The sequence below is a fragment of the Bradyrhizobium sp. CCBAU 53340 genome (assembly GCF_015291645.1).
Classification (GTDB): domain Bacteria; phylum Pseudomonadota; class Alphaproteobacteria; order Rhizobiales; family Xanthobacteraceae; genus Bradyrhizobium.
Genome location: NZ_CP030056.1, coordinates 511,058 through 523,740, shown reverse-complemented (window position 1 = coordinate 523,740; position 12,683 = coordinate 511,058). Strand labels below are relative to the sequence as shown.

The following is a 12,683-nucleotide window of genomic DNA, read 5'->3' as shown; positions in this document are numbered from 1 at the left end:
GCCTCTGACAAAACTAGCCAGCCTTCATAGCTAGCGCCGACCGAAAGTCCGGCAGAGCCTTCGAGCACTCGCCTCGCGCGCTTTGGCGCTTTATGCCCATCCGAGAGGGGTCGTCAGGGGATTGTTCACTTTTTGTTCAATGCCGTCAAGTCGCAGTCCAATACCGGCGTTCGACCTGTTCCGGAGCGAGAATCGTGAGCAAATGGATCAAGCCCACCGGGGGCGCCGATGCTCGTATCCGTGCATAGTCGAGCTGCTGCAAGCAATGGATGACCCTAATCCCTAAAAGGCGTTGGAATCGCATGCGCTGAACTTTCTCGCGTCGATGCAAATATTCACGGCCGCCGAGCAAAGTAGCCCCCTATCGAAAGTCATGGTCCCGATTGACCTAAGCCGCAACACTTCCGCTCGCGGAGATCAGCAAATCCGCTGGAATATGGAAACGTTCGCGCAGACGCTTCACCATCGTCATGCTCAATTCGCGCTTGCCGGACATGACCTCACTGACGCGACTAGCAGTGCCCAGAAGCGGCACAAGATCAGCGCGCGTCAAACCATGTTGTTCCACCAGATAGGTTAGCAAATCGGGCAACGGCGGCGCTTTGCGCGGCCAGCGTGCGCGTTCATAAGCCTCGATAAGGCGAGCCTGAGCTACCATACGCGCTCGATCGGCAGCCTCGTTAGATTGCATCAGCTTGCCGACAAGCGCCTTGGCCGCCTCATGATCGGCCTGGTTCTGGATAATTATCAATGTTGCCTTCATCACACCGTCTCCGCGTCCACCTTGTCACAGTCTTCATGACTGCCGAAAAAGCGGATCATCAACACGCCATCACGATATTGAACCATGGCGATCAGGCGGTAGTCATTGGCCTTGATGTTGAACACCACGCGTCCGCCTTTCAGGATGCTTGCCTTGGGATGCGATCGCTTCACCTGTTGCGGCGTCCGCCAGTCCGAAGCCTCAGCAATTGCCAGCCATGCCCTGTATTGAGCGCGCGCTGCATCGATGCCCCGATGACCAGAGCGTTCGGCAAAATAGCGCTCACCAAGGTCCGTGCCGACCACCAGCATGAAGGGATACTACCGTCGATTTCCCAAAAATGGAAGAGGGGAATTTCCATTTTTGGGAAACGCATGCCGCCCGCCGACAGTAAGATAGTCTTGCCACTCGGGGCTAATTCACGATCCGATCGGCTCGCACTTTCGCGGCGAAGCCGAAGCCCGCCGCGAACGCTTCTAGGCACGCCCCGCGGTTGATAAATCAAAATCGCATTTCGAACTCAGAATGACGCGGTCAATTGCGACTGGACAATTTTGTGCGTTAGAAGCAAAAGAATCGTCTCGCCGCAGATGCTCTCAAGACTTCCGCTAGGGAAGATTGGGCGGCTGACCAATTCGCTCCAGATCGGCGAGACACTTGTCCAGGTTGCTTTTGGCGTCCTGCAGGAACCTGCTCGTTTCGGCAAGCCGCCTGAGATCAGGCTTGACCGGTCCCTCGCTCACAGCGCTCAGCTGGTGGCAAACAGTTGCAAGATCACCCGAGATGTCTTCGAGGACGAAGGCGAGGTTTTCCAGCGGCACGAGCTCCGAAAAGAAAGACTTCAAGGCGCTTTCGTCCTGGCCAGAGGGACCTTCGAATCTGACTTCGACCAGTGGCACCAACACCTCGCGGTTGTCGCGCCCGACCCTTCCCATGCTCATGATGAGCGAGCTGAACGTCGTCGAAACAAAGGTCAACCGATCGAGCAGGGTGTTTCCATACAATACTAGCGATTCCGATTCGCCTTGCGCCTGCTCCGTTGTCGAAGCCCCGAGATCCTCATTCGACATGCTCGGAGTCCTCTCCTGCGCTCAAGTGCAGCATACCCGAAGGGAACGAGACGGGCTTTGGACTGTTCACCGCCTCAATCGATGTGGAGGCGCCGTGACCTTCGGCTTTCTTCACCTGCACGACCGTCACCGACGAGCCATGATACGAGCTCTTCGTTCGCGCCTTCATATAGCCGGGAGCTGTCGGTGCCGGCGGATGAAGCAGGTAGTCCTCCATCACCTGACGGACGCCAAGCGGGTCACGCATCACTAGTCCCGCCGCATGCAACGTAGGATGCATCGGGCTCGGCAAATCAAACAGGCTGCGAAGAACGACATTTTCTTCAGCCGTGAGGGCAGGGTGGGTTCTGAGACCCATTTTCCTGCGCATAAGCTGCGCCAATTGGCCAGCGCCCCTTGCTGTGGGCCCTTCGTGCCTTTCAAGCGCCATAAGGCCATCGCGCGTCAGCGCGAAATGAGCAAACTTTCCAGCCGCCGTTCGTTCCACAAAACGCGCATTGGTCATCAGGCGAAGAATGCGGCTGAGATTGGCATCCTTCAGATCCAGTTTCTTAGCAATGACCGTCTTCTCCAGCTGACGCGACGGTGCATCCCGCAACAACCGAAGTATCTCGACGACATGCTGACGGTGCATGACCTCGCTTGGACGAGCAACCTTGGCGGTGTTGATCGACATCTGCAGAAGATCGTAAAACGCTCTGAAGCGCTCGGCATAGGCGGCATTCTTCGGCGCGAGCGAGGCGCTCACCCGACGCAGAATATCAAACCATTCCCGCAGCTCCGGATCGCGGCGCCGGCTCTCCAGAGAATTCCAGAGCCAAGCCCCAAGTGTTGCGTAAATACGCTCCAGGCTGCTTTCGGATCCCTCTTTAAGGAATTCCGAAATGACGCTCCGCGCCTCAGTCGCGGTGGCCTCGCCGCTCTCTATCTTTTCCAATGCTACGTCCGACATGGCCATACCCTACGTCACAACCCTTAAGATCATTTTACAACGCTTTACTCTGATTTTAGTCTCTGAATCTAGGGTGTCACCGGCCCCATTTGTAGGCAGTCCAAACGGTCTTTTGACCGAGTTCCCGGGCGGAAACAGCGTTCGGCTCTTTGAGGAGGGGTAATATAGTACCAAGCCGGCCATCCCCGTAGCGGTTGTGGGTGGGATGTTGCACGACAAAACTTCGCGTGCCGAACTTCACTTCCACCTGGCTCGCAGTCGTCTGGTGGCCCTGCATGGTGCGGTCGTTCCCCATCGAGGGGACCAGCATCACATCGACATCCAGGTCCCTGAAGGGCGTGTCGCAGACGTCACAGAAGTCGAGGCAAATTGCGACGCCAATCAGGGCGCCTTCAGTCGCAAGCACGCACATCCGCTCGCCAGCAGTTATGTTTTCGATCCCCCAGTCGTCATCGGCGTAAGGGGCGATCTTGTCGTAGACGAGCCGCTCCTCGCCATAACCGTCATAAATCCGGGCCCGATTCACAATCTCCTTGCCTGCCACCTCGTGCCACGTTCCCGGAATGACGATCTCCGGAGGCTCCAGCGGGTCGGCCACATCTCGCTCGCGGATGAACTTGACGATCTTTTCTCGCAGTCCTGGTGGTACCGTGAGCTCGGGCCAGACGATTGCGATGCAGTTCTCCTGCAACGCGTTCGCCATCTGAAGCAAGACCGCGTTCCCCGCCGCCGGCGCATCGACGCCGCTGACGATGAAACGCTTGTCCCCGTCTACCGTTGCGAACTCCGCCTCAAGCTTGAGCGCCTCGAAAAGGCAGGCGCCCATTTTCCAATTCGTGGGGTCTTGAGCGGCACTATGCAAGGTACGGCTATCGACCACCTCGACGGCATAGCCGTCAATGAAGGTGGGCAGGATCCGATGAAATAGCAGGCCTCGCTTTGAATAGGCTTGGCTCCGCCGGGCAGGGCGGCCGGCGCTCACGCCCTGTCGCGGAATGAACCAGCATCCGAGCGCCTCCAGGCGCCACTCGCCCGATGCAATCGGCCATTGCGACCGCCGCTCGAGCAGCACGCGGTCGATGGCCCGGATGAGACCTCCAAGCGACACAGCAACCTGCTCGGGGGTCTCCTCGGAAACGGACCAAAGGAGGCGGCCTTCTCCGACGCTGTCACCGAAACTCCGGGCAGATTCTTCAAGACGCCGCTCCGAAAGATTGCGGTAAGCCTTGTACACGCTCGGCGGCGCCTTGCGGAACAACTTGTCGAGCTCGATCAGAGCCTTCCTCAGTTCGTCCCTTCTGGCATGCGTCATCGAGGCCTGTGATTGAGCAAGCTCACCAGCTGCCTTCTTCCACTTGCCGAACTCCGTTGTCTTCAGGCGGCTGTCCGCAGGCCCAGGCAAACGACTCGTCCAAACGACTTCGCCAATATGTGCCATTGATAGGCGTACGGTTCGCTATTTGCAATCGGCCCGACTGTGACTTACGCGCGTCTCATCATCTAGCTGCGGGCGCAGTTGCTCTGAATGTCAGAACGCGCAGAAACTCTGCATCGAATTATACGATGGCAACGAAAAGCTGCATATGGCTTCCGATACTCTTGACGAAGCACGAGCAAAGCATTTCAATCTGGGCGGGAGATCCGCGCGCGAGCGACGCGAAGCGGACAGGGGGCACAATCGATGTGGAAGATCAGCCGGGCCGCGGCTTGCCTTGGCGCCTGCTTTGCGATGGGCGGATGCACCAGCCTGTACTATGTGCACGATCCGCAGACTGGCGTGATCACAGCCGGCGAACTGCCATATTTTCTCAAATCGATCCGGTGCGAGGTCGTCACCTTTTATCAGATCGAGCGCGAAAGGCGGAAGCACTACCTCAAGATCTACAAGACCAGGCCGGAAGAGGCGTTCGACCGCTTCGCCCATTTCGACATCGACCCGTTCCTATACGGCACCTTCTTCCTGGAACTGAAAGTAACCGATACCGGCGGTGTCGGGTCCGGCACCGCCTTCGACTATAAGCGCGTTCTAAGTGCCACCACCGCCGAAGTGACCCATGTCGGCCCCACGGCTTCGGCGCAGGACACCTACGACCTGATCTGGTCATTTCTCTTGAAACAGAATGCCGAGCTTGCGTCTGATACCTTGCCGCTGGCATCTAGCCCGGCAACATATGAGCGCGGCTGCTACCGGGGAACGCCGACCGAGCTCCTCGAGCTCGAAGCTCTCGCCGAAAACAAATATCCGGAACGGGCCGCTTTCAAGCGCATCACCGTCGATGCCTCCAAGCCATTGGCGGCCTGGCTGCGCGACAATGCAATTTTGATCGCCGCCAACAACCTGACGCCGGCTATGCCATCGGAAATAGCTGAGCCAGCGCAGATGACCTATACTTTTTCGATCCAAGTGACCGGAGGCATCGAGGCCAAATACTCCCTTACATCGGCGCGCTGGACACCGGCCGCCATCCAAGCCTCCGCATCTGCGCAGCAATTCAGCAATCTCGGTATCTACATCAATGGGCCGAATGCCGTCTTGGCCAACGGAGCAAAGTCTGGCTCGGCCAGCTATGCAGCCAAACAGCCGGCGCTCGGATCAAAGGACAATCCGATTTACACGACACCAATCCCGGGAGGGGAAAAGTCGCAGGAGTTGCCGGAGAGCGGGGGGGCCGCAGCCCGCCGGCCAAGGGCTGGTGGTGGCCCGCGGACGAACGGCTTTATCTTCGCGCCGGTGCCAGTCTTCCCGCCATCTCCAACGCCTACTCAATAAAACATGACTCGTTACTGCCTGCTCGGATTGCTGGTTCTTCTCGTGCTCCTCCCCTGCAGCAGCGCGAAGGCTCAGCCTGCGCTTCCCTCAGGGGTGTCGGAGATGGAGCTCTTCGGAACTGTGATCCGCAGCTCCAAATGGGACGTGAAGGAAATCCCGGTCTGCTGGGAAAACCTCAATCCTCATGACCAGAAATATGCAGAACTCGTCCGAAAAGCCGTGGCCGAGACCTGGGAAAGCGCAGCACAAGGAGGCGTTTGGTTCGCCAAGACCTGGCCTGCCTGTAAAGAGGGCGCAGCCGGCGTCCATGTGCGCATCGCCGACGAGGGCGCGCACACCGACGTCGTCGGCAAGTATCTCGATGGCAAGTCTTCGGGCATGACCTTGAATTTCAGCTCCAATCATTGGAGTAAAGGATGCATCAATAAGCGCGAATTCTGCATTCGTGCGGTCGCTGTCCACGAATTCGGGCACGCGCTCGGCTTTACTCACGAGCAGAACCGCGACGATGCTCCGGAACAGTGCCGCAACGAGAAATTTTCAGGATCGGTCGGCGACTACAAAGTCACTAAATACGACCCCAATTCCATCATGAACTATTGTAATCCAGCATGGAACGGAAGCGGACAACTCAGCCCACTCGATATCGCAGCCGTCAGAACGTTTTATCCGTCCTGACCCTCGCCTTGCTCTTTGTCATCTCCGGGCAGGCGCTAGCCGATCGCGCCGCGGTGCAGATCGCCGCGCGCTATAACGTCAGGACTGTTCATGTCCAGTTTGTCGGCGTTATGTACAACGGCAAGCAGGAAGTCGGAGGCGGCTCCGGCCTTCTGATCGGCGACAACCTCGTGCTCACCAACAGCCATGTGGTCGGACGCGAGGAAAACTACAAGAGCTTTGAGGTCGATGCTCGCCTTGGCTCGCGCAACGCAAACCCAATCAAAGTCAGCGCGATTCACCGCGACGACGCCAACGATCTTGCCCTTCTCGAGTTGGCCCAGCCGGCCAGCAACAGCGGCGGAGCATCGCGCTGCCCAATGCCGGTCATCAATGAAAGCCAGCAGGCCCCAATGGGAACCCAACTCTATCTGCTCGGCTATCCCCTCGACCTGGATCTGAGCATATCGAGCGGCCTGATCAGCAATCAAACCAGCCCAAATGGGCGCTGGCAAACCGATACTGTCATGAACGTCGGCAACAGCGGAGGTCCCGCGTTCAACGAGTTCGGCGCGCTCCTCGGTATCGCTGTCGGCGGCATCGTCAAATGGAACGATGCCCAGGTCAACGGAGTGAATTTCATCATTCCTGCCACGGTCATAGCCGCGAGTCCGCTCTACAAGCTGATTGCGGCTATCCCCCAACCATCCGTCTGCTGGACCAAATGGGTCGACACTACAATCTCATTCGAGAACTGGAGCAAGCTCAACTCGACCCATGTGCAGACGCAAGCCAATCAGGGCGTGAAAATTCCCGAGATCCTGGCCGGCGCGCTTCACACGTTGCTTCCAGAAGACCGGCGGCTCATCGTCAATGTTCCGCTATCGCAACTCGTCGAGCTCAAGCAGATCGAGCGCTCATACACCGTCGACAAGACCAAGGATGATCATCCCGTCGTGTTTGCCGAGCATTCGGCCGACTACGCCGAGACGTTCCCAGCCGAGCCGGGCTACCGTATCACCGGCTGCTCCTGGCATGTCGAGACGGCAAACGGAGCCGGCAACATTGCTTGCGCCATCAACGATGGCGGTGCAGAGGCGCGCTTCACCTACAAGCTGACCAGTGGACCCGCCGTCGATCGGTACCGTGGATGGCTCGGTGCTACCGTCAATCTATCTCAAGTTCTTGCGAAGTAAGGAGGAGGGGCCATGGTCGTCTCGACATTGCGAGCCGATTCTTCAAATGCGCTGCACTGGCTCTCGTCGTTCCGGCAGCTCCGCGCGGCTTTAATTGCTCTGGTCTGCATGTTTGTCGTCGGCTGCGCTCATCAAGCACCTATCTCGAGACCGTCAAAGCCCCAAGCCCAAAACACGCATCAGCACCACGGGCGTGCATTGACAGGATATCACCATCATGCCGCAAGGTATTACGGCCCGAGGTATTATGGTCCGAGACGCCATGATTATGGCTATCATCGCCCCACAACGGGTGAGGCAAGTGAGGAAGCACCTCCCGAGAAACCGACGCCAACTGGCGCCGAGGCTCCCAACAAGCCCGCCATCAAGGGCTTGGTGCCCGTTTATTTTGCGACCAACCGCGAGGTGATGGGAGGCCCGAATCTGCAGCTGAAACAGATCACCTATGATCGTTCGGCCACGAATACCTATGGCTGCGTGACTGTGAGCATACCGATCGTTCACAAGATGGGCGAAGTCGAAACGCCAAAGACATATCTGTACGGCATTTGGACAGAGGCCGAGCAGGACGGAAAGCACTTTCGAATCCAGACTCTATCGAAGCTCTCACGAGAGGAGTTTGCCTCCGCGATCGCCAATCCTGCCGACAGCCTGATGCTGTTCGTCCATGGCTACAATGTTCCTTTCTCGGATGCAGCGTTCAAGGCCGCTCAGATTGCCTTCGATGCAAATTACAAGGGCCGCGTCATGATTTATTCCTGGCCCTCGAAAGGCGGGTTGGCGGATTACGATTACGACCGCGAAAGTGCTTTGCATGCCACCGATGGATTGTTCGATCTTCTCAAGCTCATCAAGACGGAGGGGAACGTTTCGCGGATCATCCTGATCGCACACAGCCTTGGCAGCGAAGTGGTATTGGGCGCCTTGCAGCAGGCAGCGCTGAGCCAAACAGCGCTTGGCATTACCGAGCTGATTTTCGCAGCACCCGACGTCGACCGTGACCTCTATCTGGAGCGGGCTAACCAGATCAAAGCGGCCGCGGGTGCGGTGACCGTGTACGCCTCGTCAACTGATCTGGCTCTGCTCGCCTCGATGAAGAAGGCGCAGTCGAAATCGCGAATGGGCTATGTGACTAAGAGCGGTCCAACTCTCGTCTCGGGCATCGAGACGATCGATGTCTCTGCGGTCGGAAGCGAAATGTTCGCGCTCAATCATAGTACCTATTCAACGAGCCGGGCGGTCCTCGACGATATCGGCCGGATCATCTCCTCATCTAGCCACCTCAAGCCACCGCAGCGGACCCCAACTTTGCGCTCGATGCCTAACGAGCTCAACGCGACCTATTGGATGTATCCTTACTAGTCATCTGGAACGCAAGTTCATCACATTAGTTGATGGCTCGAATCTTTGTAGAGGAGAGCGCTTGTGGGGAATGCAGGTGTGAGAGGCCGGCCGATCGCGCCGTTAGTGCTCAGTCCGCAGGAGCGCACGTACCTAGAGAGGCAAGTTCGTCGTCATCGTGTCGCGCGGTGCTATCTGAGCGATGCCGCGCGATCCTGCGATGTGCGGATGGCCTGCCAAGCAAGTCTGTGGCTGCTGAACTCGGCATCCATGAACACACCGTTGGCAAGTGGCGCCGTCGGTTTTTTTAGAAGGATCGCTGTGATGGCCTGCTTGATGAAGCCCGCCCGAGCCGCCCTCGCACCATCGACGACGATCAGGTTGCTGAGGTAATCGAGCGGACATTGCGTACGACGCCGGCCGACGCGACGCACTGGTTGATCCGCTCGATGGCTGCGGAAACTGGCTTTTCCCACACCACGATCCGCCGAATGTGGTCGGCGTTCAGCTTGCAACCGCACCGTAGCCAGACATTCAAGTTGTCGAGCGATCCACTGTTCGTCGACAAGGTACATTGTCGGCCTTTATCTATCCCCACCGAACCGAGCCGTTGTCCTCAGCGTTGATGAGAAAGCCAGATCCTGGCACTCGATCGCGAGCAGCCGGTCTTGCCGATGATGCCTGGGATGCCAGAACGTCGCACGCACAGTTATGTGCGACATGGCACGACCACACTGTTTGCCGCGCTCGATGTCGCTTCCGGCTTTGTCATTGGCAAATGCTACAAGCGTCATCGGGCGGTCGAGTTCTTGAAGTTCCTCAAGGAAATCGACGCTCAAATCCCCGAGGGGCTTGCGGTCCACATCGTCATGGACAACTACGCCACCCACAAGACACCTAAGATCAAGGCGTGGCTCGCTCGCCGGCCGCACAACCATGTCCACTTTACGCCGACTTCCGCGTCATGGATCAATCAGAACGAGCGCTGGTTCGCTGAACTCACCAGAAAGCAGATCCAGCGAGGTGTTCACACCTCCGTCAGACAGCTCGAGGCCGACATCCGTACCTTCATCGAACTGCACAACAATAACCCGAGGCCCTTCAAATGGACCAAGTCTGCAGACCAGATCTTGGCTTCCGTCAAACGCTTCTGCCACAAAGCCCAGCAGACTTTATGCGGCGAACTTTAGATTCACGTGACTAGGGGGGCGTGCGCATTAATCCTCGTTGATGTGCGGCTCGTTCCTATTTCGAAGCCTTTATGTAACGGCAGCAAATGTCGCGCAGCTTTCGCGGAATCGAGCAGTCTTGCACGATAGTGAGAAGCGGGCCGTGGTGAGATCGGGGACCGTACATGCATGCGCCCGGGAAGACCACAGTTTGGATCGGGATAGCGCGCATCTCGTCGTACGAGTGCCGCTTACTCAGTTGATGGTAAAAGTCCGTTCGGGCTTTTGATGTTTGAGCGTGCGACGCTCCATCATAACAGCCAGCCTTTGCGCTTTTTAGGTCTTGCCGAAGGAGGCGCCCTCTGGGTCCTCTGGCCGGGTCCGCTCTTCAGCATGAAGCCCATCAGAATGAGAGCTGAATACAGGGCTGCGCCGTCACCGCACTTGATCGCGGGGCGAGCATCTCTGAGGGGCCGCTCAGTCCGTGGTGGCGGCGCAAAGATCCGGCAGGCCAAAAGCATGATGGGCAACGACTGCAGTGTCCGAACGGATCCTCCGCTATTAATACTTCCATTATAATGGGTTGATTCTTGAGCTCACCTGCCATATACATCCCTAAAGGGATTTGTAAATGGACCTGACTGTAGAAACTTTCATAGAAGGCACGTGGCACGAGGCGGCCATTGTCAACTTGGAAGCCCCCGAAAAGGGCTACACGACGCCTTCCAGAACTAGCTACGAAATGGGCTATTTTGCCAAGTTCGGCGCCATTCCATTTGCGGAAGACCGTCCCCTTAAAGGCGTACATGCTTACTCGATCAACGCCCCAGTCGATCTGGTGGATCGCGCAGCAAGCACCTGGCCAGCTTTTCTACTGGACCTAATTCCTCAAGGTCACCACGCCGAGAGGATCGCGCGATTTCTGAACCTTCCGGTCGAGGCGCCTTCTACCCAAGTCCATCTTCTCATGAGAGCTGCGAGTTCTCCCGTCGGCAATATTCGCATCAAAGAAGCATATGATCAGGAGGTCGAACGTCTTCAGGACATATCGGTCGCGGGAATCACTATGGAAGAAATTCTCGATCGGAGCGATGCGTTTCTCGAAGTTGCTGATCGCTTTTCCTTGCTTGCCTCGGGTTCGAGTGGGCTGCAAGGTGACTGGCCCAAGGTGTCACTGACTCGCTCCCGAGACGGACTTTGGTATCCGAATTCGATGGTCCCGGACGCGGACGCCCTCGAATTTATCATCGTAAAGCTTCTGCGTAGTGATGAGCCGGTGGATCAGCGGATCCTGGAGTCTGAATCGGGCTATTCGGTGGTCGCAAAAGAGTTTGGCGTCAACGTCGAACGCACGAGCACCTACGGCAATGGTGTGCTTGTCATTCCACGGTTTGACCGCAGGGTGACGTCGGGTGGTCTAATCCGCTACGGACAAGAGAGTCTGGTCTCTGCGATTGGCGTTGCGGAGTTTGCATTTCAGAGCAGGCACGAAACTTATCTGAAAACAATCCAACAGGTCTCGTCGTGTCCGCTGGAGGACACGACGGAGTATCTGCTGCGAGATGTCTTGAACCTGGCTATGGGCAATCCCGATAATCATGGTCGAAACGCCGCGCTTAGAAAATTCCCGGATGGAAGCATACGTCTCGCCCCCTTGTTCGATTTCGCACCAATGAAGATCGCGACAGCGGGCATCGTCCGTTCCACAAGGTGGGGGTGCATGCTCGATGGTGGAGGACAGGACACCAATCCTGATTGGAGGCTCGTCTGTGAGACAGTTTCTAGCCCCAAGGTGCCCGCCCACAAATTGATGTCCGCTTTGGCAGCTAAGGAAGATCTTCTCCGGGCCCTTCCAGAGATTGCAAGAAAGTGCGGCGTGCCGGTCTCCGTCGTGACGAATGCAATCATTCGCAACGAAGATATGGCGAACGGTGTTGCCAAACTGCGCAATGTGACAGATTAGGCGAGCCTCATGGCCAGATGGCGTAAACCTACGAAAGAGGAGATCCGAGATCGTCGCGCCGCAATTGCAGCCAAAGCGCGCGCGGGTACTCTCCGCTTGCCGGAGGCTGTCGCCGAGATGCGTCAAGCCCTCGGGCTCACCCAGATTGAGTTCGCCCGACTGTTTAAGCTGACACCGCGCCAAGTCGCCGACATTGAAAGAGGAGCGGCCAATCCTACTGCGCAAACGCTAGACAAAATAGGTCGCGCATTCGGTTTCCAAATCGGCTTTATTCCGATCGCTGCTGGGGCGACAACGGCCTCTCGCGAAGATGAGAAATCTGCCGGGCCACATTGATGATGAGCGCGTCTCGAACCGAATAGATTCTTCCGAATGGCCATTCGTGAGGAATCTCTTTGGCGTGTTCGCAAACGGTCCGTAATGCTCTGGAGTTTTGAGGAGGCGCAAATCCGGTACGCTGGTCTATTTCAAGATGACACTGCCGGTGTGCCGGGCGAGCCCTTGGCCGACCAAAGGAGCGACGCTGATCGCAAAAAACAGCGGCAAGAGGTTGCGTCGAAGTGCAATTCTGCGAGATCTTGGCCTCTTTTCATCCACCTTGGTCGCCTTCGAACATCTTCGGCCGGTCGGCTTCCCCGTGGCGTTGCTGCAAGATCTTCGTTCAAACTTGACTGGAGGACGAATGTCTTGAACTGAAGAACTGACCTCGTACCCAGGAGGACAATGTCATAATCTTGAGCCGTGGGGTTCACAAACAAAGACAGCGCTCCATATCCCCAGCGAAAGTCGCGAGGCTTTTCGC

The 12,683-nt window shown here is 57.2% G+C and carries 11 protein-coding genes and 1 pseudogene; 7 read left to right on the top strand and 5 right to left on the bottom strand.

The genetic code is table 11. From position 1 onward, the window contains the following. Window positions 1-388 precede the first annotated feature (388 nt). From XH89_RS39060 to XH89_RS39040, 5 genes are all read right to left on the bottom strand, one after another. Entirely contained in the window at window positions 389-763 is a 375-nt protein-coding gene (locus XH89_RS39060) for a type II toxin-antitoxin system HigA family antitoxin (RefSeq protein WP_074274398.1), read from the bottom strand. Next, entirely contained in the window at window positions 763-1,074 is a 312-nt protein-coding gene (locus XH89_RS39055; protein ID WP_128929968.1) for a type II toxin-antitoxin system HigB family toxin, read from the bottom strand. Before XH89_RS39055 ends, XH89_RS39060 begins: the two co-directional genes overlap by 1 nt. Before the next feature lie 297 nt (window positions 1,075-1,371). Then, complete coding sequence (locus tag XH89_RS39050) at window positions 1,372-1,833, bottom strand: hypothetical protein (RefSeq protein ID WP_128929969.1); 462 nt, start codon at window positions 1,831-1,833, stop codon at window positions 1,372-1,374. Then, window positions 1,823-2,785 carry a helix-turn-helix domain-containing protein gene (locus XH89_RS39045; RefSeq protein WP_128955131.1) on the bottom strand — a complete coding sequence of 321 codons (963 nt, stop codon included), beginning with the start codon at window positions 2,783-2,785 and terminating at the stop codon, window positions 1,823-1,825. Before XH89_RS39045 ends, XH89_RS39050 begins: the two co-directional genes overlap by 11 nt. Before the next feature lie 76 nt (window positions 2,786-2,861). Then, window positions 2,862-4,187 carry a hypothetical protein gene (locus tag XH89_RS39040; RefSeq protein WP_128929971.1) on the bottom strand — a complete coding sequence of 442 codons (1,326 nt, stop codon included), beginning with the start codon at window positions 4,185-4,187 and terminating at the stop codon, window positions 2,862-2,864. 279 nt (window positions 4,188-4,466) lie between these two features. Between XH89_RS39040 and XH89_RS39035 the strand changes: the two genes are divergently transcribed. The 7 genes and pseudogenes from XH89_RS39035 (at window position 4,467) to XH89_RS39000 (ending at window position 12,217) form a co-directional block, all read left to right on the top strand. Next, window positions 4,467-5,555: a hypothetical protein gene (locus XH89_RS39035; RefSeq protein WP_128955132.1), complete on the top strand. Its 1,089-nt coding sequence runs from the start codon at window positions 4,467-4,469 to the stop codon at window positions 5,553-5,555. A gap of 102 nt (window positions 5,556-5,657) precedes the next feature. Then, on the top strand, window positions 5,658-6,233 hold the full coding sequence (locus XH89_RS39030; RefSeq protein ID WP_232995544.1) for a M12 family metallopeptidase: 576 nt from the start codon (window positions 5,658-5,660) through the stop codon (window positions 6,231-6,233). Window positions 6,234-6,241: 8 nt separating this feature from the next. Further along, window positions 6,242-7,408: a serine protease gene (locus XH89_RS41545; RefSeq protein WP_232995545.1), complete on the top strand. Its 1,167-nt coding sequence runs from the start codon at window positions 6,242-6,244 to the stop codon at window positions 7,406-7,408. A 12-nt stretch (window positions 7,409-7,420) separates the two neighbouring features. Continuing rightward, window positions 7,421-8,770, top strand: coding sequence for an alpha/beta hydrolase (locus XH89_RS39015; RefSeq protein ID WP_128929974.1), 1,350 nt, complete (start codon window positions 7,421-7,423; stop codon window positions 8,768-8,770). 63 nt (window positions 8,771-8,833) lie between these two features. Beyond that, a pseudogene (locus XH89_RS39010) lies at window positions 8,834-9,939 on the top strand (IS630 family transposase). 610 nt (window positions 9,940-10,549) lie between these two features. Next, window positions 10,550-11,881 (top strand): type II toxin-antitoxin system HipA family toxin, encoded by a 1,332-nt coding sequence (locus XH89_RS39005; RefSeq protein ID WP_128929975.1) that lies wholly within the window; start codon window positions 10,550-10,552, stop codon window positions 11,879-11,881. A gap of 9 nt (window positions 11,882-11,890) precedes the next feature. Then, entirely contained in the window at window positions 11,891-12,217 is a 327-nt protein-coding gene (locus XH89_RS39000) for a helix-turn-helix domain-containing protein (protein ID WP_128929976.1), read from the top strand. Window positions 12,218-12,683: the final 466 nt, after the last annotated feature.

Coding starts and splice junctions, on each gene's coding strand:
- XH89_RS39060 (WP_074274398.1), bottom strand. CDS start 763: ATGAAGGCAACATTGATAATTATCCAGAACCAGGCCGATCATGAGGCG.
- XH89_RS39055 (WP_128929968.1), bottom strand. CDS start 1,074: ATGCTGGTGGTCGGCACGGACCTTGGTGAGCGCTATTTTGCCGAACGC.
- XH89_RS39050 (WP_128929969.1), bottom strand. CDS start 1,833: ATGTCGAATGAGGATCTCGGGGCTTCGACAACGGAGCAGGCGCAAGGC.
- XH89_RS39045 (WP_128955131.1), bottom strand. CDS start 2,785: ATGTCGGACGTAGCATTGGAAAAGATAGAGAGCGGCGAGGCCACCGCG.
- XH89_RS39035 (WP_128955132.1), top strand. CDS start 4,467: ATGTGGAAGATCAGCCGGGCCGCGGCTTGCCTTGGCGCCTGCTTTGCG.
- XH89_RS39030 (WP_232995544.1), top strand. CDS start 5,658: ATGGAGCTCTTCGGAACTGTGATCCGCAGCTCCAAATGGGACGTGAAG.
- XH89_RS39015 (WP_128929974.1), top strand. CDS start 7,421: ATGGTCGTCTCGACATTGCGAGCCGATTCTTCAAATGCGCTGCACTGG.
- XH89_RS39005 (WP_128929975.1), top strand. CDS start 10,550: ATGGACCTGACTGTAGAAACTTTCATAGAAGGCACGTGGCACGAGGCG.
- XH89_RS39000 (WP_128929976.1), top strand. CDS start 11,891: ATGGCCAGATGGCGTAAACCTACGAAAGAGGAGATCCGAGATCGTCGC.